18 protein-coding genes are annotated in these 20,795 nt (G+C 43.1%); 2 read left to right on the plus strand and 16 right to left on the minus strand.

Annotated elements, in window-relative coordinates:
- Positions 1-7: 7 nt before the first annotated feature.
- On the plus strand, positions 8-205 hold the full coding sequence (gene yacG, locus P3L56_RS14600; protein WP_042845096.1) for a DNA gyrase inhibitor YacG: 198 nt from the start codon (positions 8-10) through the stop codon (positions 203-205).
- 130 nt (positions 206-335) lie between these two features.
- On the opposite strand, the gene mutT is transcribed toward yacG, so the two are convergent.
- The 3 genes from mutT to secM form a co-directional block, all read right to left on the minus strand.
- Positions 336-725: an 8-oxo-dGTP diphosphatase MutT gene (gene mutT / locus P3L56_RS14605; protein WP_042845097.1), complete on the minus strand. Its 390-nt coding sequence runs from the start codon at positions 723-725 to the stop codon at positions 336-338.
- Between the two features lie 65 nt (positions 726-790).
- Entirely contained in the window at positions 791-3,502 is a 2,712-nt protein-coding gene (secA, locus tag P3L56_RS14610; RefSeq protein ID WP_042845099.1) for a preprotein translocase subunit SecA, read from the minus strand.
- 99 nt (positions 3,503-3,601) lie between these two features.
- A complete protein-coding gene (secM, locus tag P3L56_RS14615) occupies positions 3,602-4,129 on the minus strand; it encodes a secA translation cis-regulator SecM (RefSeq protein WP_042845101.1) in 528 nt (175 codons plus the stop codon).
- An 83-nt stretch (positions 4,130-4,212) separates the two neighbouring features.
- Here secM and P3L56_RS14620 point away from each other — a divergent pair, with 83 nt between their 5' ends.
- Positions 4,213-4,734 carry a DUF721 domain-containing protein gene (locus P3L56_RS14620; RefSeq protein WP_048607937.1) on the plus strand — a complete coding sequence of 174 codons (522 nt, stop codon included), beginning with the start codon at positions 4,213-4,215 and terminating at the stop codon, positions 4,732-4,734.
- A gap of 36 nt (positions 4,735-4,770) precedes the next feature.
- Here the strand turns inward: P3L56_RS14620 and lpxC are convergent, their stop codons facing one another.
- The 13 genes from lpxC to ftsI form a co-directional block, all read right to left on the minus strand.
- On the minus strand, positions 4,771-5,688 hold the full coding sequence (lpxC, locus tag P3L56_RS14625; protein ID WP_042845110.1) for a UDP-3-O-acyl-N-acetylglucosamine deacetylase: 918 nt from the start codon (positions 5,686-5,688) through the stop codon (positions 4,771-4,773).
- A gap of 100 nt (positions 5,689-5,788) precedes the next feature.
- The gene (ftsZ, locus tag P3L56_RS14630) at positions 5,789-6,946 is read right to left on the minus strand and encodes a cell division protein FtsZ (protein ID WP_042845111.1); all 1,158 of its coding nucleotides are present in this window, start codon (positions 6,944-6,946) and stop codon (positions 5,789-5,791) included.
- Positions 6,947-7,006: 60 nt separating this feature from the next.
- The gene (ftsA, locus tag P3L56_RS14635) at positions 7,007-8,263 is read right to left on the minus strand and encodes a cell division protein FtsA (RefSeq protein WP_042845112.1); all 1,257 of its coding nucleotides are present in this window, start codon (positions 8,261-8,263) and stop codon (positions 7,007-7,009) included.
- A gap of 29 nt (positions 8,264-8,292) precedes the next feature.
- Positions 8,293-9,099, minus strand: coding sequence for a cell division protein FtsQ (ftsQ, locus tag P3L56_RS14640; RefSeq protein ID WP_042845113.1), 807 nt, complete (start codon positions 9,097-9,099; stop codon positions 8,293-8,295).
- 1 nt (position 9,100) lies between these two features.
- Positions 9,101-10,021, minus strand: coding sequence for a D-alanine--D-alanine ligase (locus tag P3L56_RS14645; protein ID WP_042845114.1), 921 nt, complete (start codon positions 10,019-10,021; stop codon positions 9,101-9,103).
- Between the two features lie 2 nt (positions 10,022-10,023).
- Positions 10,024-11,487 carry a UDP-N-acetylmuramate--L-alanine ligase gene (gene murC, locus P3L56_RS14650; protein WP_042845115.1) on the minus strand — a complete coding sequence of 488 codons (1,464 nt, stop codon included), beginning with the start codon at positions 11,485-11,487 and terminating at the stop codon, positions 10,024-10,026.
- A 46-nt stretch (positions 11,488-11,533) separates the two neighbouring features.
- A complete protein-coding gene (gene murG, locus P3L56_RS14655; RefSeq protein ID WP_042845116.1) occupies positions 11,534-12,607 on the minus strand; it encodes an undecaprenyldiphospho-muramoylpentapeptide beta-N-acetylglucosaminyltransferase in 1,074 nt (357 codons plus the stop codon).
- A complete protein-coding gene (ftsW, locus tag P3L56_RS14660) occupies positions 12,604-13,797 on the minus strand; it encodes a cell division protein FtsW (protein ID WP_042845117.1) in 1,194 nt (397 codons plus the stop codon). Before ftsW ends, murG begins: the two co-directional genes overlap by 4 nt.
- Positions 13,797-15,107, minus strand: a complete 1,311-nt coding sequence (murD, locus tag P3L56_RS14665; protein WP_166685528.1) for a UDP-N-acetylmuramoyl-L-alanine--D-glutamate ligase — start codon at positions 15,105-15,107, stop codon at positions 13,797-13,799. The genes ftsW and murD overlap by 1 nt, the downstream gene beginning before the upstream one ends.
- Before the next feature lies 1 nt (position 15,108).
- A complete protein-coding gene (gene mraY, locus P3L56_RS14670; protein ID WP_129466223.1) occupies positions 15,109-16,191 on the minus strand; it encodes a phospho-N-acetylmuramoyl-pentapeptide-transferase in 1,083 nt (360 codons plus the stop codon).
- Complete coding sequence (gene murF / locus P3L56_RS14675) at positions 16,185-17,549, minus strand: UDP-N-acetylmuramoyl-tripeptide--D-alanyl-D-alanine ligase (protein WP_129466224.1); 1,365 nt, start codon at positions 17,547-17,549, stop codon at positions 16,185-16,187. Before murF ends, mraY begins: the two co-directional genes overlap by 7 nt.
- Positions 17,546-19,033, minus strand: a complete 1,488-nt coding sequence (murE, locus tag P3L56_RS14680) for a UDP-N-acetylmuramoyl-L-alanyl-D-glutamate--2,6-diaminopimelate ligase (protein ID WP_048607943.1) — start codon at positions 19,031-19,033, stop codon at positions 17,546-17,548. The genes murF and murE overlap by 4 nt, the downstream gene beginning before the upstream one ends.
- Complete coding sequence (gene ftsI / locus P3L56_RS14685) at positions 19,020-20,786, minus strand: peptidoglycan glycosyltransferase FtsI (RefSeq protein ID WP_042845122.1); 1,767 nt, start codon at positions 20,784-20,786, stop codon at positions 19,020-19,022. The genes murE and ftsI overlap by 14 nt, the downstream gene beginning before the upstream one ends.
- Between the last annotated feature and the right edge of the window lie 9 nt (positions 20,787-20,795).

Consider the following 20,795-nt stretch of genomic DNA (forward strand, 5'->3'; position numbering starts at 1 on the left):
ATAATTTATGAGTGAAATTATTGAGGTAAATTGCCCCACATGCAAAAAAATAGTGGTCTGGGATGAAACTAGCCCTTATCGACCTTTTTGCAGTAAACGTTGCCAACTTATTGATCTTGGTGAATGGGCAAGTGAAGAAAAACGCATTGCGAGTCAAGGTGACATATCTGACAGCGATGATTGGAGTGAACAACCCGATAAGTAATATCTATAATTTAGGTGGAAAATACAAAATATGGTGATTATCCCCTTATGTATTTTCCACTTACTATGCTTTCAGGTACGATTCTTTATGTTTAGTCCTCAATTCGTACCGGGCTAAAAACTACCCGATTTTACCTTAGCATATCAACAATAACACGGTTTGCTGGTGGGAATTCATCCGCAACCAGATCTTGTTGAGCAACCCAACGTGAAACCTGCCCTTCTTTACCATAAGGTTCATTATCCCATTCGGAAACCATAAAGAAGTAAAGTGTAATAAACCGGTCATCAAACTCATGGTCAACGCGGTGAAATAATTCACTTTGAGTGACAATAATGCCAACTTCTTCTTCAAGTTCACGGATTAATGCCGCTTCTGGTAATTCTCCTTTTTCAAGCTTGCCGCCCGGAAACTCCCAAAAACCAGCCATGTGAGTACCTTCTGGGCGTTTAGTAATAAAAATTTGCTGCTGTGAATTGCGTATAATCCCAGCTGCAATATGCAAATGTTTTTTTTCCATTATTTCTTCACCAAAAAGGCGGGTCTCCCCGCCTTTTTTATAGTATTGATATTTTTAACAACGAATTAGTTTAAGCGGCCATGGCATTGCTTATACTTTTTACCTGAGCCACAAGGACATGGGTCATTACGACCGATTTTATGGCCTTGTGTTGCTATTTTGGCTTCAGTTTCAGTCATTAAAGATTCCGAACCTGCTTCGTGACTAAGTTGTTGTTTCTTCGCTAAACGCTCTGCTTCTTCACGGCGCTGTTGTTCTAAAGCTTCGACCTCTTCAGGTAAACGAACTTGTACTTTAGATAACGTACTGATCACCTCATATTTCAGTGCTTCAAGCATATTTGCAAACATGCTGAAAGACTCACGTTTATATTCTTGTTTCGGGTCTTTTTGGGCATAACCACGTAAATGAATACCTTGACGTAAATAATCCATTGAAGCTAAATGCTCTTTCCATAAGGTATCTAATGTTTGCAACATTACCCCTTTTTCAAAGTTACGCATTGCTTCTGCACCGACAATTTCTTCTTTGCGATCATAAACTTCAATGGCTTTTGCCATGATACGTTCACGCAATGTTTCCTCGTGCAGTTCTGGTTCTTTATCTAACCACTCTTTGATTGGTAAATCGAGGTCAAAATCATTAACTAAACGCTGATGTAGCCCTTCAATATCCCACATTTCTTCTAATGATTGCGGAGGAATATATGCATCCATTGTTGTTGTGAATACATCTTCACGAATGCTATCAACGGTTTCCTTGATATCACCACCATCCAACAATTCATTACGCTGAGTATAGATAGCACGACGTTGGTCGCTCGCTACATCATCATACTCAAGTAATTGTTTACGAATATCAAAGTTACGGCTTTCAACTTTACGTTGCGCATTCGCAATCGCTTTAGTGACCCATGGATGCTCTATTGCTTCACCAGGTTTCATCCCTAGTTTTTTCATCATCCCAGTGACACGGTCAGAGGCGAAAATGCGCATAAGTGCATCTTCCATCGATAAGTAGAAACGTGATGAACCTGCATCCCCTTGACGACCAGCACGGCCTCGTAACTGGTTATCAATACGGCGAGACTCATGACGCTCTGTACCAATGATATGTAAACCGCCGGATGCTAATACTGCATCATGACGAATTTTCCATTGGGCTTTGATTTCATCAATTTGTTCTTGAGTTGGGTCTTCCAAAGCGGCAATTTCAGATTGCCAGCTACCACCCAACATAATATCAGTACCACGCCCCGCCATGTTCGTTGCAATGGTGACAGCACCCGCTTGACCCGCATTGGCGATAATATCAGCTTCCATTGCGTGGAATTTAGCATTAAGAACATTGTGCGCAATCTTAGCTTTTTTCAATGCATTAGAAATTAGCTCTGATTTTTCAATCGAAATAGTACCGACCAGTACTGGCTGACCATTGGCAGTTCTTTCACGGATATCTTCAATAATTGCAGCGAATTTATCTGCTTCATTCATATAAACCAGATCAGGTAAATCTTTACGAACCATTGGGCGGTTAGTTGGAATAACGATGGTATCAAGTTTATAAATAGAGCTAAATTCAAACGCTTCTGTATCTGCGGTACCCGTCATACCGGCTAGTTTTTCATACAAACGGAAGTAATTTTGGAATGTTATAGACGCGAGTGTCTGGTTTTCATTTTGGATTTCAACACCTTCTTTCGCTTCAACAGCTTGGTGCAAACCATCAGACCAACGACGCCCTTCCATTGTACGACCTGTATGTTCGTCGACAATAACAATTTGGCCATCTTTTACAATATAATCAACGTCTAACGTAAATAAAGCATGCGCACGTAAGCCAGCCATAACATGGTGCATTAACATAATGTTAGATGGAGAATATAACGACTCTCCTTCAGCCATTAAGCCTTCTTTTGCCAATAACTCTTCGATTAATACTAGCCCACGCTCAGTAATGGTAACTTGACGTGCCTTTTCATCAACCGAAAAATGACCTTCCCCTTGGAAAGTATCGGAGTCTTCTTTTTCTTGGCGTTGCAGATGTGGAATTAGTTTATCCACTTTTTGGTACAATTCTGAGCTATCTTCAGCAGGACCTGAGATAATTAGAGGTGTACGAGCTTCATCGATAAGGATTGAGTCAACCTCATCCACTAAAGCATAATGAAGCTTACGTTGAACGCGTTCTTCAGGACTAAACGCCATGTTGTCACGTAAGTAGTCGAAGCCAAACTCGTTATTAGTTCCATAAGTAATATCCGCAGCATACGCTTCGCGTTTCGCTGGAGGAGCCATACCCGGTAAGTTAATACCCACCGTTAAGCCTAAGAACTCAAATAATGGGCGGTTATTTTCCGCATCTCGTTTTGCTAAGTAGTCGTTTACTGTTACAACATGGACACCTTTGCCACTTAATGCGTTAATATATGCAGGTAACGTTGCGGTAAGTGTTTTACCTTCACCTGTGCGCATTTCAGCGATACAGCGTTCATTCAGTACCATCCCACCAATTAACTGTACATCAAAGTGACGCATACCAAATACACGTCGACTCGCTTCACGTACCGTAGCGAACGCTTCAGGAATGATGCTTTCTAAGCTTTCGTTTTTCTCTAGACGCTCACGAAACTCAATTGTTTTAGCTTTTAGTTCATCATCCGATAACTTTTCGAAATCAGGCTCTAAACGGTTAATTTTTTCAACTTCTTTGCGTAAGCGGCGTAGTGTGCGGTCGTTACGGCTACCAAAAACTTTGGTTAGGATCTTTGTTAACATATCTTTAATCTCTAATATATCAATTAGTTATTTAATTTTTTATTCATTGTTATGCCATAAAATAATACAGCGATATCTGCTGATACTTTATGAGGGAGATTAAGAAGTTAACGGCCCTGCACGAATACCATGGACTTGTGCCACCCACATCGCAGGTTGGTAAGAAATAAAGTGAGGGTAATCATAATGATTAACTTGAACAATACGTTCATCCCACTGAAGTGAACGCTGAGCCAACATGGCATACAACGTATCTAACATCAATTGTGGTACAATAAGTTGTTCTGATTCTTTTTTGGCCGTACTTGCATCGTCATCTTCGGTTGCTGAAAAGGCAAAAGTTAACTGACGGATGACATTTCTTACCGCATGTTGCTGCCAATAATTAACCGAAAAAGAGGATGAGGATGAAGAACGTTGAGAATTTTGCTGAGCAAATAAATTATCAAACGCATTAACCGCCTGACTTTGGCGATTAACTGGTGAAGAGTTAATTTGTGTTAATTGAGACTCAGATAATGCATTTAAAATTGTAGGCAAGCCGACACCCGTGGCAACCACACCTAATAATAGGTGGGACCAAAAGTATTTTCTACCAAGTTGTCGCCAAAAATTTAAAATGCCCATTAAACTCTTATATCATCAATTCGTGACAATGCTATTATCTGTCTATACGTTTTATCATTGCACATTGTTAGCTGGAGCCAAAAATGAGAGATAGTCATCCCCAAGCACTTTTTGATGTTCTTGAAGGGTCATTGGCAACATCATCGAACACGTTGCAGACAATTCAGCGCAATGCAAAAGCCATTGTTAAACTGAACCGTGCAGTAAAAGGCTTACTTCCTAGTGAAATCAAACCAATGTGCCGTGTTGCAAACTACCGTAACAATGTTATGGTCCTCGAAGTGGCTAATGCCAGCTGGATGACCCGCCTTAATTATGAAAAAATAAACCTTCTTTCTGCATTAAGGACATCTATTCTACCATCTTTATCTTCTATCGACATCAGAATCAATCCCGATCTAATGCGAAAATCGAAGCAAAATAGTTCAGTAACTAAGCAAACAGACTCAGCAAGTCAAAAAATGAACAACCGTCAGATAAGCACGCAAACAGCACTAACATTATTAAAATTAGCGGAGAATAGCCCAAAAGGGTTAAAAGAAAGGTTTGAGCGGCTGGCTGCACTAGCCGGAGAGAGTACTAGCACAGCCAACAGAAAGGGCTAACCCCGATTATTTTCGGTGATAGCCGCATAACCAACGTTATGCGTATACAGCTGAAGGGGCTTTAAATGCCACTGGCAATTGAGCTTCATCTTCAAAGGTAACAAGATCCCAAGCGGACTCTTTCGCTAAAACCGCTTGTAGAAGTTTGTTATTCAGTGCATGACCAGATTTGAACGCAGTAAATGCGCCAATAATGTTATGCCCACACATGAATAAGTCACCTATTGCATCCAACATTTTGTGACGAACGAATTCATCTTCAAAACGTAAGCCATCTTCGTTAAGAACTTTATAGTCATCAACAACGATAGCGCAGTCGAAACTACCGCCTAAGCATAAGCCTTTTGATTGCAGATATTCAATATCACGCATAAAACCAAAAGTACGTGCTCGGCTGATTTGATTAACAAATGATTCCGCAGAGAAATCAAGTGAATAGCGTTGTGTGCTGCTATCAATAGCCGGGTGTTGGAAATCAATAGTGAAATCAAGACTAAACCCATTATAAGGTTTCATCTCTGCCCATTTATCACCATCTTCAACACGTACAGTTTCTTTAATACGCAAAAATTTCTTTGCACAATTTAACTCTTCGATACCGCCATCAAGCAGTAAGAAAACAAATGGTGCTGCACTGCCATCCATAATAGGGATTTCAGGCGCATTGACTTCAATAACAATGTTATCGATACCTAACCCTGCTAAGGCAGCATTCAAATGCTCAACAGTTGAAATACGTACGTTATCTTCGTTGACTAAGCAAGTACATAACATAGTATCGCGAACTGATTTCGCATCTGCCGGAAAATCAACCGGTGGATTAAGGTCAGTACGACGGTAGATGACCCCGGTATTGGCCGGCGCTGGACGTAAAGTAAGCGTAACTTTTTTGCCGGTATGTAAACCGACACCAGTCGCTGTAATTATACGTTTTAATGTCCTTTGTTTGATCATCGTATTTTTCTCGCAATGTTATAAGTCCTACTGATTATCTTACAGGATAACCAGTAGGAAATTTTAGCACAAAAAGCGGAGAAACCAATATAAATTAAAATTAATCGGCCTGCTTACGCAAGAACGCAGGAATATCAAGATAATCTGGTTCTTTATTTGTTTGCGTATTTTGGTCATTAACCGCTTTAGCTGCTGGTTTCTCTTCTGTTAATGAAGACATGCTATTTTGCATTTGCTGATAACGTTGCTCCATTGACGTCTGCTGAGACATCTTATTGCTGACTAAGGTAATTTCTGGACGTTTGTCCATACCAATACCCGTAGCAACAACAGTGACGCGCAGCTCTTCGTGCATTTCTGGGTCTAGAGAAGTACCGATTACTACCGTCGCATTATCAGATGCGAAAGCACGGATAGTATTACCTACCGTCTCAAACTCATCCAAGCGCAGGTCGAAACCAGCGGTGATGTTAACCAACACACCACGCGCACCAGACAGGTCGATATCTTCAAGTAGTGGGCTAGAAATGGCCATTTCAGCCGCTTCTTCTGCTCTATCTTCACCACGAGCGACACCTGAACCCATCATCGCGTAGCCCATTTCTGACATGACTGTACGTACGTCAGCGAAGTCTACGTTCATCAAACCTGGGCGTGTAATCAGTTCAGCGATACCTTGTACTGCACCTTTAAGTACGTCATTTGCCGCACCAAAAGCATCTAGTAACGAGATACCACGACCAAGTACTTTCAATAATTTATCATTTGGGATGGTGATCAGTGAGTCTACGTGTTTTGATAACTCAGTAATCCCCGCTTCTGCAAATGCCATGCGCTTTTTACCTTCAAAATTGAAAGGCTTAGTCACAACAGCAACTGTCAGAATACCCAGTTCTTTGGCTACCTCGGCAACAACTGGAGCAGCCCCAGTTCCTGTACCACCGCCCATACCTGCTGCGATAAAGACCATATCTGCGCCATCTAATGCATTACGCAGAGCTTCACGATCTTCTTCAGCGGCATTACGGCCGACTTCAGGGTTTGCGCCAGCACCCAGACCTTTGGTAATACCTGTACCGATCTGGATAGTTTGTCCAACTGCGGTTTTACGCAGTGCCTGTGCGTCTGTATTGACAGCGAAGAACTCAACGCCTTCAATACGTTCACGCACCATGTGTTCAACGGCATTACCGCCGCCGCCCCCAACGCCGATGACTTTAATCACCGCATCGTTGGTTAGCTCCATTGGTTCAAACATAATGTCTCTCCGTTTTGTGCTTACTACTTTTGAAGCTAATAATATGCTTCTTTATAAAAATTAAAATTCTTTTCTCAGCCAGCTAGTTATTTTACTAAACCACCCGCTCACTGATGCTCGTTTTTCTATTTCGGTATCATCGCCTAAATGGCTTTCTTTACCGTAGTGCAGAAGCCCAACCGCAGTTGAATAGTATGGCTCCTGTGCATAATCCGTTAATCCTGTGATGTTGAGCGGTGTACCAATTCGCACTTGCGTATGGAACACTTTTTGAGCACATTCGACTAAACCATCGATTTGAGCTGCTCCACCAGTCAACACGATACCAGCGGCCAAATGGTGTTTGACACCTTGTTGGCGTAACTGTTCCTGTAAATTTAAAATTTCTTCATTTACTAAGTTTAACAGCTCAGTATACCGTGGCTCGATAACTTCTGCTAAGGTTTGACGCTGTAAACTTCTAGGTGGACGACCACCCACACTAGGCACTTCTACGGTCTCATCTTTACTGACAATCGAACCTACTGCACAACCATGACGCACTTTGATTGCCTCTGCATCTGTTGGCGGTGTTCCGAAAGCATAAGCGATATCACTAGTCACCACATTACCTGCGTATGGAATAACCTTAGTGTGGCGTAAAGCGCCCCCCGTATAAACTGCCATATCCATTGTACCGCCACCAATATCGACGACACAAACGCCTAACTCACGCTCATCTTCAGTTAACACGCTATAGCTTGCAGCAAGACCCGCAAAAATAAGCTGATCGACTTTTAACCCACAACGCTCAACTGCTTTGACTATGTTCTTCGCCATATCATTATGGCAGGTGATCAGATGTACTTTGGCTTGCATACGTACACCCGATAACCCAACCGGGTTTTTAATCCCTTCTTGGTAATCTATCGCGAACTCTTGTGGAATTACGTGCAATATTCTGTGTTCATCACGAACACGAACTGATTTTGCAGTATGTACCACACTATCAACATCTTCTTGTGTCACTTCTTCTTCTGAAACTGGCACCATACCAATTTCATTTTGGCAGCTAACATGCTTACCCGATAACGCAAGATATACTGAAGATATTTGGCAATCTGCCATTAATTCAGCCTGATCAATCGCTCTTTGGACACATTTTACCACTGATTCAAGGTCGTTTACGCCACCTTTGTCCATTCCGCGAGATGGACAACTTCCCACCCCAATAATATTAACCATACCATCGGGCAGAATTTCGCCAACAAGGGCTGATACCTTGGAAGTTCCAATTTCAAGGCCTACCACTAATTTTCTGTCCGTTGCTTTAATCATTTCTTCTGCCTAATTAGAGTTATTAGTCATTATTGTAAACTCGGTGGAGCATCGACCAATAGTGGTGCCCAACCCACCGCAGCACCACTGGTATAACGTAAGTCAACATAATCAACTCGTTTATCCGTCGTTTGCTGCAAAAGCGGATAAAGTTCAAGGAACCTGTTTAGCCGCTCTGAAACATCTTTTTTACCCAGTTCAATTCTGACATCGTTGTCTAAAATAATTTGCCATGCATGCCTAGCAGTCATAGAGAGTGACTTTAGTTTTAAGTTATGTGCAGCTAACGTATTCTTAAATACTGCAAATTCTTTAAGAACTTCTTTTTGGCTACCTTGTGGGCCATACAGCAACACATAGTCGCCTTTCCCATTTTCGCTGACCGGTAAACTAAATACCCGCCCCTCTCCATCTACCATGTTTTGATCATTCCACCTTGCAAATGGACGATACTCAACAATGTGAATCTTTAATTCGTCAGGCCATTGTTTGCGCACTGTAACTTGGCGTATCCAAGGCATCATGCTTATTTGATTTTGGATAGCATTGACATCAACTGTCATAAACGTACCTGGTTGCCCTAATGCTAAAATTGCCTTTCTAACATCATCATTTTTGGTGTAATGACGCTCCCCTGTTAGAACCAACTTAGACATTGGTAGCCTATCTGCATCTTTCATCCATGTCGTTACCATCCAACCACTCCAAATGATAGTACTTACAACAATTAGGAAGAAAAATAACCCACCTAAAAATGCACCATTACTTGGCCCTGAACTTGGGTCTTCATCGTTCTTATGGTTATGATGTTTAACGTTTAATGCTGCCTGCGACATATCAACGAGCCAATTTCAAAATTTGCACAACTAACTCAGAAAACCCCATACCTGCTTGACGTGCGGCCATTGGTACTAGGCTATGGCTAGTCATGCCTGGTGAGGTATTCACTTCTAATAAATAGAACTGACCGTCACTATCTTGCATTACATCCACTCGCCCCCAGCCTTCACATCCTACTGTCTGATATGCATTCATTGCTAACTCAGACAACTCAGATTCCGCTTGTTCATCTAAACCACTTGGGCAAAAATATTGCGTTTCATCTGACAGATATTTTGCTTCATAGTCATAAAAAATACCCGGTGGTTGAATACGGATGGACGGTAATGTCTTATCACCTAATATTGCAACCGTAAATTCTGGGCCACTAAGCCATTTTTCTATCAACACTGTATCGTCAAACTGAAATGCCAATTCTAGTGCTGAAGACAATGTCTCTAAACTGTCGACTTTACTCATCCCAACACTGGAACCTTCTAAACTTGGCTTAACAATAAGTGGTAAACCAAGTTGTTGAACCTTTTCGATAACTTGTTCATGGGAAGCTTGGGTATACTGCTGCTGAGTCAAGTATACATACGGAGACACACTTAACCCTGCCCCTTCCCACAATTGTTTTGTTCTTAGCTTGTCCATGCTGAGTGCCGAGGCCATTACACCGCTACCAGTATAAGGTAGGTTTAGAAATTCCAATAACCCCTGTAATGTTCCGTCTTCACCGCCACGACCATGTAACGCAATAAATACTTTATCGAAACCTGCATTTCTCAGTGTTTCAACAGGAAAATCTTTGGTATCAATAGGATGAGCATCAATACCTGCTTGACGTAACCCTGTCAGCACAGCACTCCCTGACTGAAGTGAAACCTCACGTTCAGCGGATGTCCCTCCTAATAAAACCGCAACTTTCTCTGCCATATTTATTCCTCAACCATCGGCGGCTGTAATTTCGTTTCCGCTAGGTTTTTTGCTATTTTACCAATATTTCCTGCGCCTTGAACTAAAATTAAATCATTTTCATCAAGAGTTTGAGCTAGGATGTGTGGTATTTGTTCAACGTCGGCAACATAAATAGGATCAATCTGACCGCGACCACGAATTGTTCTACATAATGAGCGGCTATCAGCCCCCGGAACATGCTTCTCACCAGCAGAATACACATCTAACATCAGTAATATATCAACTTGCCCCAGCACATTAACAAAATCATCGTATAAATCACGCGTACGTGTATAGCGATGAGGCTGAAAAATCATAACAATACGTTTATCTGGCCAACCTGCTCTTGCTGCTTTAATGGTGGCGTCAACTTCTGTTGGATGATGACCGTAGTCATCAACTAACATCACTTCGCCTTCCTTACCATTCACATTGCGTAATGCGAAATTACCTAGGAAATCAAAACGACGCCCAGTGCCTTGGAACTCTACCAGCGCAGACAAAATATGTAAGTCATCAATGCCTTCCTCAGTTGCCACAGCAACCGCAGCCGTTGCATTCAATGCATTGTGACGCCCCGGCGCATTAAGTACGACAGTCAGTTCTGGCATCCCTTCACGCGCAATGGTGAAAAAACCTTGATTACCTTTTTGTTCATATTTTGTGATACGCACATCAGCATCTTCACTAAAACCATAAGTCGTTATATAACGACCAATTTTGGGTAATAATGAACGAATTACAGGGTCATCAATACACATGACTGCACGGCCATAAAATGGCAAATTATGTAAGAAGTTAATGAACGTATTGGTTAAATTATCAAAGTCACCTTGATAAGTATCCATATGATCAGCTTCAATATTCGTGACGACCGCAACTAACGGTTGTAAGTGCAAAAATGAAGCATCGCTTTCATCAGCTTCAGCAATTAAGTAACGGCTACTGCCTAAGCGAGCATGTGTCCCTGCTGATTTAACTAAACCGCCATTCACAAAGGTTGGGTCTAAACCTGCTTGTGCATAAATCCCAGAAATCATTGCTGTCGTTGTTGTTTTGCCATGAGTCCCTGCAACAGCAATACCATGACGATAACGCATTAGTTCAGCTAACATTTCTGCACGGCGAATAACAGGAATACGTAACTCTTTTGCTGCTTGAATTTCAGGGTTCTCACTGGAAATAGCTGTAGAAACTACAACCACACTCGCATTTTCAACATTTTCGGGGCGATGGTTAAAATAAATTGTTGCGCCCAATTCGGTTAACTGTTGAGTCACTGCATTTGGTGCTAAATCAGAACCACTAATTTCATAACCTTCATTTGCCAACACTTCAGCGATACCACCCATGCCGGCACCACCGATGCCAACAAAATGGATGTGCCTAACTCTTCTCATTTCTGGCACTGATATTCTTAATTTCGCTAATTGTTGTGTATTCACTATATTTCTTCGCTTCTAATTAAATCGGTATCAATTATGGCTAAAATTATTTAGCCACTTCGCAAATAACAGCAGCAACGCGTTCCGTTGCATCAGTTATTGCACAATCATGGGCTTTTTGCGCCATCGACAGTAACGTTGCCCTATCCCACTGTTCAAGTAGGTTCGCCACAGCATCAGCCGTAAATTGCGGCTGTTCTAATATTTTAGCGGCCCCTGCTTTTTCTAGCGGCAGTGCATTCCAATATTGCTGGCGGTCTTTATGCTGAAAAGGAACAAAAATGGCAGGTAAACCTGCGGCTGCAACTTCACTTACTGTCAATGCACCTGAGCGGCAAACAACAATATCTGCCCAAGCATAAGCTTGCGCCATATCGTCAATAAATTCAGTAACTTTATACTCGGAATTACCCGAAACTTGCAGGTGTTCATTATACAATGCTTCAGTAGAACCTTTACTACCTTTTCCAGCCTGATGCCAAATATTTAACTGCTTGCTTGTTTTTTCAGCCACTAAAGGCATAACTTGGTTTAAAATTCGCGCCCCTTGGCTACCACCGATAACCAATACACGTATTGCGCCATCTCTACCCGCCAAACGGATTTGTGGGGCTGGTAAAGCTAAAACATCTTCACGGACGGGGTTGCCAACCACAGGTGCATTTGGAAATGCCCCCGGAAAAGCTTGTAATACACGCTTAGCTATTCGAGATAACCATTTATTCGTTAAACCAGCGATGCCATTTTGTTCGTGCAAAACAACCGGAACCCCACACTGCCATGCTGCAATTCCACCCGGACCGGAGACATAGCCCCCCATCCCTAAGACTGCATCGGGTTGATACTGTTTAATAATGGCCTTAGCTTGACGGATCGCTTTGTAAATCCGCCAAGGTGCACCAACCAATGCCGCAATCCCTTTTCCCCTTAAACCCGATATCTGAATAAACTCGATATCAATGCCATGTTTAGGTACTAATGTAGCTTCCATACGATCAGCGGTGCCTAACCAACGAATTTCCCAGCCCTGAGCCTGCAAATAATGCGCCACAGCTAGACCAGGAAAAACATGTCCCCCTGTTCCACCGGCCATGACGAGTAGTTTTTTTGCCTGACTCATTTAACGCTCCTTACAAACGCCTGTGCTTTTTCAAGACGTGTTTCAAAATCAATTCGTAATAATATTGCTATCGCAGCAGCCATAACCAGTAAACTTGAACCACCATAACTAATTAATGGTAATGTTAATCCTTTCGTTGGCAGCATACCGGATGCCGCACCGACGTTGACAAGTGCTTGGAAAGTAAACCAAATCCCAATTGAGCACGCTAAATAACCACCAAACAGTTGATTTGACATTAATGCGCGGCGACCGATCATCATCGCCCTGAATGCCAACATAAATACCATTAGCAGAACCAGTACCACGCCTAAATAACCCAGCTCTTCGGCTAAAACTGAAAAAATAAAGTCCGTATGCGCTTCAGGCAAATATTCCAATTTTTGTACTGAATTACCTAACCCCTGACCAAACATTTCCCCACGACCAAAAGCCATCAAGGATTGCGTTAACTGATAACCACTACCAAACGGGTCATCCCATGGGTTTAAGAAAGAGGTAACACGTCGCAAACGATATGGTTCAAACCAAATCAATGCTAATACCCCAACTGCACAAGCAGCGATCCCAATAATAAATGGTGCGAGCCTTGCCCCAGCTAAAAACAATAAACCAAGTGTCGTGACCACTAAAACAATGACGGTTCCTAAATCAGGCTGTAATAACAGTAAAGAGGCCATAACGACCAAAATACACATTGGTTTGATAAAACCGAGGAAGCGTGTACGTACCTCATCTGATTTACGAACTAAATAACTAGATACATAGCAAAATAATGTAAATTTTGAGAGCTCCGCAGGCTGGATTTTTACCAACCCGATATCTATCCAGCGTGATGCACCATTAACCGAGCTGCCTGCGACAAGTACTACAACTAGCATGGCTAATGATGCCATCAGTAATATAAAGTTGTATTTTTCCCAAACCGCCATCGGAATACGCATTACACCTAGCGCTAAAATAAATGCAATGACGATATACACAACATCACGTTTAGCAAAATAGAATGGGTCTTCCGTTAAACGTTGCCCTACGGGCATCGACGCGGATGTCACCATAATGAAACCAACCGCAGCAAGACCGAATGCCAACCATACTAATGTACGGTCGTAAAGCGTTGAGCCTGAAATCACGCCATTTCTTTCACCAATGACCCAGTTTTTGATACGCAATGCACCCGGTATTGTCATTAACCTAACTCCTCGGCTAATTGAGCAAAGACAGCACCGCGCTGCTCAAAACTTTTAAATTGATCCAAACTTGCACAGGCAGGAGATAACAACACCATATCACCGGCTTTTAAATTTGGTGCAATTTGGCGTAAGCTTTGCTCCATGGTTTCTGTCAATACTGATTTTTCCGGCGCCAGCGCCGCCAATGTTTCACCATCGCGACCAAAACAATACAAACGGTAGTTATCCGCAGCAATATAAGGTTTGAGTGATGAAAAATCAGCAGACTTACCATCGCCACCTAATAATAAATACAAAGTGCCTTCAACATGTAACCCATTCAGCGCCGCTTCTGTACTACCAACATTAGTTGCTTTAGAGTCGTTAATCCAACGAACACCATGTTTAAATAGGACCAATTCAAAACGGTGTGCCAGCCCTGCATATTCTTTCAAGACTTGTACACTCGCTTTACGAGGAATATTAACTGCATCTGCCAAGGCTAATGCGGCTAACGCATTGAGGTAATTATGTTGGCCGGTCAGATGCATCTCGTTAACATCCAACAGTTGCTCACCTTTAGCCACTAACACACGTTTTTGGGTATCAAAGAAATAATCACCGTTATTTAAACCAAAACTGATGCATTCATCTTGTGTTAGGTTTTCGGGTAATGTCAGCGCATCTTGCCCATTCACAATGCAGTTTTCAGCTTGATGATAAATTTTCAATTTTGCTGCGCGATACTGCACTAGCCCCAATGGATAGCGATCCATATGGTCTTCACTAATATTCAATACCGTTGCAGCAGCCGCTTTTAAACTGGATGTCGTTTCCAGTTGAAAGCTTGATAGCTCTAAAACATAGAGAGCATGCCCTGCATTCAGTAATGAAAGTGCAGGAATACCTATATTGCCACCAACGCCGACTGAAACCCCGGCGGCTTTTGCCATTTCACCCACAAGTGAGGTAACCGTACTTTTACCATTCGACCCCGTAATAGCCACTATCGGAGCATCGACTTCACGGCAAAAGAGTTCAATGTCACCCACAATTTCGATGCCGTTTTGTGCAGCTTGCTGCAATTGCGGTGTTGCTAAAGCAATACCAGGGCTTGCAACAATTAAATCCGCTTCTTGTAGCCATGAGTTATTCAAACTACCGCTATGGCACGCCACATTTACAGGAAGTTTATCAACACCGGGCGGTACGGTTCGGGTATCCATCACACGCGGCACAACGCCACGCTCAATGAAAAAATGAACGCAGGATAGGCCTGTTACCCCAAGACCTATAATAACTACATTCTTACCCTGATAATCGACCATGTTAACGCACCTTCAAGGTTGCTAGCCCGATCAGGACTAACATTAACGAAATAATCCAAAAGCGCACGATCACTCGTGGCTCTGGCCAGCCTTTCAATTCATAATGGTGGTGAATTGGTGCCATGCGGAAAATACGTTGACCGCGTAATTTAAACGAACCAACTTGTAAGATCACCGACAGTGTTTCAACCACAAACACACCACCCATAATCACTAATAAAAACTCTTGGCGTAGTAGCACCGCAATGGTACCGAGTGCACCACCAAGCGCTAATGAGCCAACATCGCCCATAAAGACTTGTGCTGGATAGGTGTTAAACCACAAGAAGCCCAAGCCAGCGCCAACAATGGCGGTACACACAATCACCAATTCACCTGCATGAGGTAAAAATGGAATATGCAAATAACCTGCAAAGTTGACGTTACCTGTCGCCCATGCCACTAAAGCAAACCCAGCTGCAACGAAAACAGTCGGCATAATCGCTAAGCCATCTAGGCCATCCGTTAAGTTAACCGCGTTGCTAGTCCCGACAATCACAAAGTAAGTCAATAAAATATACAGCACACCCAGTTGCGGCATAACATCTTTAAAGAATGGAACAACCAACTGTGTTGCTGGTGTGTCTTTACCAATCGCGTACATTGAAAATGCAACGACTAATGCGATAACGGATTGCCAGAAATATTTCCAACGCGCGATTAACCCCCGCGTATCTTTACGAACCACTTTGCGGTAATCATCAACAAAGCCAACAATACCGTAGCCGACTAATACCAGTAATACACACCAAACATACGGATTATCTAAGCGAGCCCATAACAGTGTTGAAACTGTAATTGAGAATAAAATCAATAAGCCGCCCATGGTTGGCGTGCCGCGTTTACTAAAGTGTGACTCAGGCCCTTCACTACGAACGACTTGACCAATTTGCATTTTTTGCAAGTAAGTAATTAGATGTGGACCCATCCATAAAGCAATAGCGAGTGCTGTCAGCAAACCGACAATGGCTCTGAACGTCAAATAGGAAAAGACGTTCAACACGGAAAACTTGTGGACCAACATTTCGGCAAGCCAGACTAACATTCAAAGCACTCCTTTAATGCATTCACTACATCTTCCATCGCGGAGCTGCGTGAACCTTTAACTAAAATGGAAACAACATCATTCTGCTGTGCTAGCGGAATTAGTCGGGACAATAAATCTGTTTTGGTGGTGAAGTGTTCACCGCACTCACTTAATTGGCTGATCAGCTCACTCAGTTCACCAACACTTAATACTTTTTCTAAACCTGCTTGCTTAGCTGCGATACCAACACGTTGGTGACAATCGTGAGCGTAATCGCCTAGCTCGCCCATATCGCCGACAACCAGAATGCGATATCCCGGCATTTGTGCTAGCACATTAATAGCAGCAATCATTGAGCCATCATTTGCATTATAGGTATCATCGAAAACCACTTTATGCTCAGCTAAACTGACAGGGTATAAGCGCCCCGGTACAGCTTGAGTTTTCGCCAAGCCATTTTTAATGTTTTCAAGGCTAGCCCCCACTGAAATGGCTAATGCACTCGCAGCAAGGACATTCGCAATATTATGCATCCCCGGAAGTGGCAATGTGATATCAGCACGCCCCACTGGTGTGTGTAAAACAAAATCCGTTGTCAGTTGCTTAACTTGAATATCTGAAGGGTAAAAATCCACGTTAGCTTCTGGCGCTAATGAATAATACCAAACCGTCTGGCGTGGCTGAAACCGCCATTTATCACTGTAGCTATCAAGATTAACAATCGCAGTGCCTTCTTCTGCCACACCTTGATAAATTTCACCTTTGGCCTTAGCAACCCCTTCAGGTGAACCAAAACCTGCTAAATGCGCCCCAAATAAATTATTCACTAGTGCCGCTTCAGGCTTCACTATATTCGTCGTATAAGCAATCTCATTGGGGTGATTGGCCCCCATTTCTATGACGGCAAAATCGTATTCGTCAGTCAAGCGAAATAACGTTAACGGAACACCAATATCATTATTCAAATTACCCGCGGTATATAGGGTTTTGCCCCGCTCTGACAAAATTGACGCCACCATTTCTTTCACCGACGTCTTGCCAGAAGAGCCCGTTAAGCCAACAACTTTCGCTCGACTTTGTTGACGTACCCACGCAGCCAGTTGCCCCATAGCAATCCGAGTATCTTTCACGACGACTTGTGGGCAATCCACATTCAGTTTACGTGCTACCAATAAGGCTTTTGCACCCGCCTCAACCACCTGCTGTGCAAAATCATGGGCATCGAAACGCTCACCTTTTAAAGCAATAAACAAGCCGTTTTCTGGAATTTTCCGGCTATCCGTACTCACTGCGGTTAGCTGTAATTGGTTATCTGCCGTGCATTCAATCTGCCCAGCTGTAATTTGTGCTAATTGTGCAAGTGTTAGTGGGATCATGCGATTACCCCCAATAACCTTGCGACCGTTAAGCGGTCTGAATAATCCAATTTTCGCTGGCCGATAATTTGGTAGTCTTCATGGCCTTTACCCGCGATCACAATCACATCATCTGGTGAGGCTTGCAAAATTGTACTGGTCACCGCCTCTGGACGGCCAGGGATAGCTAATGCTCGGCTTGAATCTAACAAACCCGCCATAATGTCATTAATAATGTCAATCGGGTCTTCACTACGAGGGTTATCATCTGTAATGACTATTTTGTCAGCCCATTCTTCCGCCGCAGCCCCCATTAGTGGGCGCTTGCCTTTATCACGGTCGCCGCCACAGCCAAACACGCACCAGAGTTGCCCTTTACAGTGTAAACGAGCCGCAGCTAATGCTTTTTCTAAGGCATCAGGTGTATGGGCATAATCAACCACCACTGTCGGTTTGTTAGGTGCACTAAATACTTCCATGCGACCACACACTGGCGATAATGAGGATGTTGTCGCCATCAGTTCGCCCAATGGGTAATCCATCATTAATAAAGTTGCCATCGCCACTAATAAGTTACTGACATTAAAAGCCCCCATTAATGGGCTTTCGAACACCCCATTCCCCCACGAGGAAGCAAAGTGGATCGTCGCGCCTTTATCATGGTATTCCACCTCTGTCGCAGCTAACCATGGGCCCTGCCAACCATTAGGTATTCGATTTTCCATCGTTACCGCACAGGCCTGAGGTAAACGCTGTAACCATTTCAACCCGACATCATCATCTGCATTAATGATTTGCGATTTTGTATTATGAGTAGAAAATAATAACCATTTTGCGGCTTCGTAATTTTCCATATCACCATGATAATCAAGGTGATCACGGCTTAAGTTGGTAAATACTGCCGCATCAAATTGTAATGCAGCCACACGGCCTTGAATTAAGCCATGTGAAGATACTTCCATCGCGGTTAAACTCGCTTTTTTATTTAATAATTGTGTAAGTTCAAGCTGGATATCAACTGCTGAGCCAGTGGTGTTTTCACTTGGCGTAACCTGCCCTAATAGCCCATTACCCACAGTTCCCATTACGGCACTGGTTTCACCTAAGCCTTTTGCCCACTGCGCAATTAATTGTGTTGTCGTCGTTTTACCGTTTGTCCCAGTAACACCAACTAATTTCATTTTTGTTGATGGATGTTGGTAAAACTCACCAGCAAGTGCCGACAAGCGATTATTAAGGTCATGCAGATAAATAACAGGTACGCCGTGGATAAAACGCACTTCGCCTTCTGCCGCTTCTCCCTGTGCCTCAGCAATAACAGCGGAAACTCCTTGAGCAATTGCTTGAGGAATATAGTGTCGACCATCCGATTGATGACCTTTTATAGCAATGAACAGATCGCCCGAGGCAGCCTTTCGACTGTCTAGTGTCATCTCACGTAGTGAGACTGGAGCTATGCTCACACCAAAAGGTGAGAGAAGATCACAAAGATTACGATCTGCCACTTTTAACCTCTTTTTTGCTATTCACAATTTCGTTTTGTTCGTTCGGTTGTAATGCATCAGGTTCAATATTCATGAGTCGTAAGACCCCGCCCATAATTGAACCAAATATAGGTGCAGATACCGCACCACCATAATATTTGCCTGCACTTGGTTCGTTAATTAACACCACCAATGCATAACGCGGATTACTGGCTGGCGCAACGCCAGCGGCGTAGGCTAGATATTTTTCGACGTAACGCCCTTCAGGACCGACTTTTTTCGCGGTCCCTGTTTTGATTGCAATGCGATAGCCTTTAATGGCAGCACTTGCACCACCACCGCCTGGTAAAGCGACGCTTTCCATCATATGAACCACTGTTCGCATAATCGGCTCGGGAAATACACGAGTCCCTGGAACAGGAGGGTCTACCTTTGTGATAGATAATGGGCGATAAATACCAAAACTACCGATTGTTGCATAGGCCCGCGCAAGCTGTAACGGAGTTACCATTTGCCCGTAGCCAAAAGAAAAGGTGGCCCTTTCAAGATCAGACCACCGTGTTTTTTTACTTGGGAATATGCCACTACTTTCCCCGACTAACCCCAGATTAGTCGGCTTGCCAAACCCAAAGCGGTTATACACATCCACCAGCTCTGTGGCAGGCATCGCTAACGCCAGTTTAGAAACACCAACGTTACTCGACTTCTGTAAAATCCCAGTGATTGTTAACTCTGCATAACGCCCAACGTCTTTAATTTCATGACCGCCAACACGATATGGATAAGTATTTATCACTGAGTTTTCTTTAATAATTTTATTATGCAACGCGCTCATGACGACCATTGGTTTCACGGTCGAACCCGGTTCAAAAATATCGGTAATAGCACGATTACGCATTGCATCCATTGGTGTACCAGCAAGGTTATTAGGGTTGTAGGATGGGCTGTTAGCCATCGCTAAGATTTCCCCTGTATGCACATCCACTAAAATTGCCACACCAGATTCGGCTTTATTTTGTTGAACACCACGAGTTAACTCACGGTATACAATAGACTGAATTCGCTCATCAATACTCAACGTTAAGTTATGAGCTGCTTGGCTATCAACCGATGAGATAGTTTCGATAACGCGTCCATTACGGTCTTTACGCACGGTACGCTCACCCGGCGCCCCTTTTAACCAACGGTCAAAGCTTTTTTCGACCCCTTCAATCCCTTCACCATCAATATTTGTCACACCAAGCAAATGCGCGGTAACTGGGCCTGATGGGTAATAGCGGCGGGATTCTTTACGTAAATAGATCCCTGGGATTTTTAATTTTTTAACGTAATCACCGATAGATGGATTAACTTGGCGCGCTAAATACACAAAACGGCCTCTTGGATTGGCCGATATTTTGTTGGTAATTTGTTCCAGTGGTATCTCAAGTGCATCAGCGAGTGCTTTCCAGTGCTCATCATTGCTGATTCCCCCTTTTTCAAACACTTCTTTTGGGTCAACCCAAATTGCATTAACAGGCACACTGACGGCGAGTTGGCGCCCTTCTCGGTCACTAATCATTCCTCTTGAGGTTGCCACTTCTTGCACACGCAAAGAGCGCATGTCGCCTTCTTTTACCAGTTTTTCTGGCGCTATAATTTGTAGATAAGCCACACGCGCCAATAAACCAGCTAACGCTAAGACAATGCATCCACACAGCAAAATAAAACGCCAGCGGATAAAGCTGGTGCTTTCATCTTGTTTCTTATTTTTCGCTGTTTTCGGTGCTTTCATTAGGGACCT

It is taken from the genome of Providencia sp. PROV024, from assembly GCF_032709665.1.
GTDB classification, from domain to species: domain Bacteria; phylum Pseudomonadota; class Gammaproteobacteria; order Enterobacterales; family Enterobacteriaceae; genus Providencia; species Providencia huashanensis.

Excerpts from the sequence above, each read along its gene's own strand:
- mutT (WP_042845097.1), bottom strand. The coding sequence starts at position 725 with ATGGAAAAAAAACATTTGCATATTGCAGCTGGGATTATACGCAATTCA.
- murD (WP_166685528.1), bottom strand. The coding sequence starts at position 15,107 with ATGGTCGATTATCAGGGTAAGAATGTAGTTATTATAGGTCTTGGGGTA.
- P3L56_RS14620 (WP_048607937.1), top strand. The coding sequence starts at position 4,213 with ATGAGAGATAGTCATCCCCAAGCACTTTTTGATGTTCTTGAAGGGTCA.
- murG (WP_042845116.1), bottom strand. The coding sequence starts at position 12,607 with ATGAGTCAGGCAAAAAAACTACTCGTCATGGCCGGTGGAACAGGGGGA.
- P3L56_RS14645 (WP_042845114.1), bottom strand. The coding sequence starts at position 10,021 with ATGGCAGAGAAAGTTGCGGTTTTATTAGGAGGGACATCCGCTGAACGT.
- mraY (WP_129466223.1), bottom strand. The coding sequence starts at position 16,191 with ATGTTAGTCTGGCTTGCCGAAATGTTGGTCCACAAGTTTTCCGTGTTG.
- ftsZ (WP_042845111.1), bottom strand. The coding sequence starts at position 6,946 with ATGTTTGAACCAATGGAGCTAACCAACGATGCGGTGATTAAAGTCATC.
- ftsW (WP_042845117.1), bottom strand. The coding sequence starts at position 13,797 with ATGACAATACCGGGTGCATTGCGTATCAAAAACTGGGTCATTGGTGAA.
- yacG (WP_042845096.1), top strand. The coding sequence starts at position 8 with ATGAGTGAAATTATTGAGGTAAATTGCCCCACATGCAAAAAAATAGTG.
- ftsA (WP_042845112.1), bottom strand. The coding sequence starts at position 8,263 with ATGATTAAAGCAACGGACAGAAAATTAGTGGTAGGCCTTGAAATTGGA.
- ftsI (WP_042845122.1), bottom strand. The coding sequence starts at position 20,786 with ATGAAAGCACCGAAAACAGCGAAAAATAAGAAACAAGATGAAAGCACC.
- murF (WP_129466224.1), bottom strand. The coding sequence starts at position 17,549 with ATGATCCCACTAACACTTGCACAATTAGCACAAATTACAGCTGGGCAG.
- lpxC (WP_042845110.1), bottom strand. The coding sequence starts at position 5,688 with ATGATCAAACAAAGGACATTAAAACGTATAATTACAGCGACTGGTGTC.
- ftsQ (WP_042845113.1), bottom strand. The coding sequence starts at position 9,099 with ATGTCGCAGGCAGCATTAAACGTTAAACATCATAACCATAAGAACGAT.
- secM (WP_042845101.1), bottom strand. The coding sequence starts at position 4,129 with ATGGGCATTTTAAATTTTTGGCGACAACTTGGTAGAAAATACTTTTGG.
- secA (WP_042845099.1), bottom strand. The coding sequence starts at position 3,502 with ATGTTAACAAAGATCCTAACCAAAGTTTTTGGTAGCCGTAACGACCGC.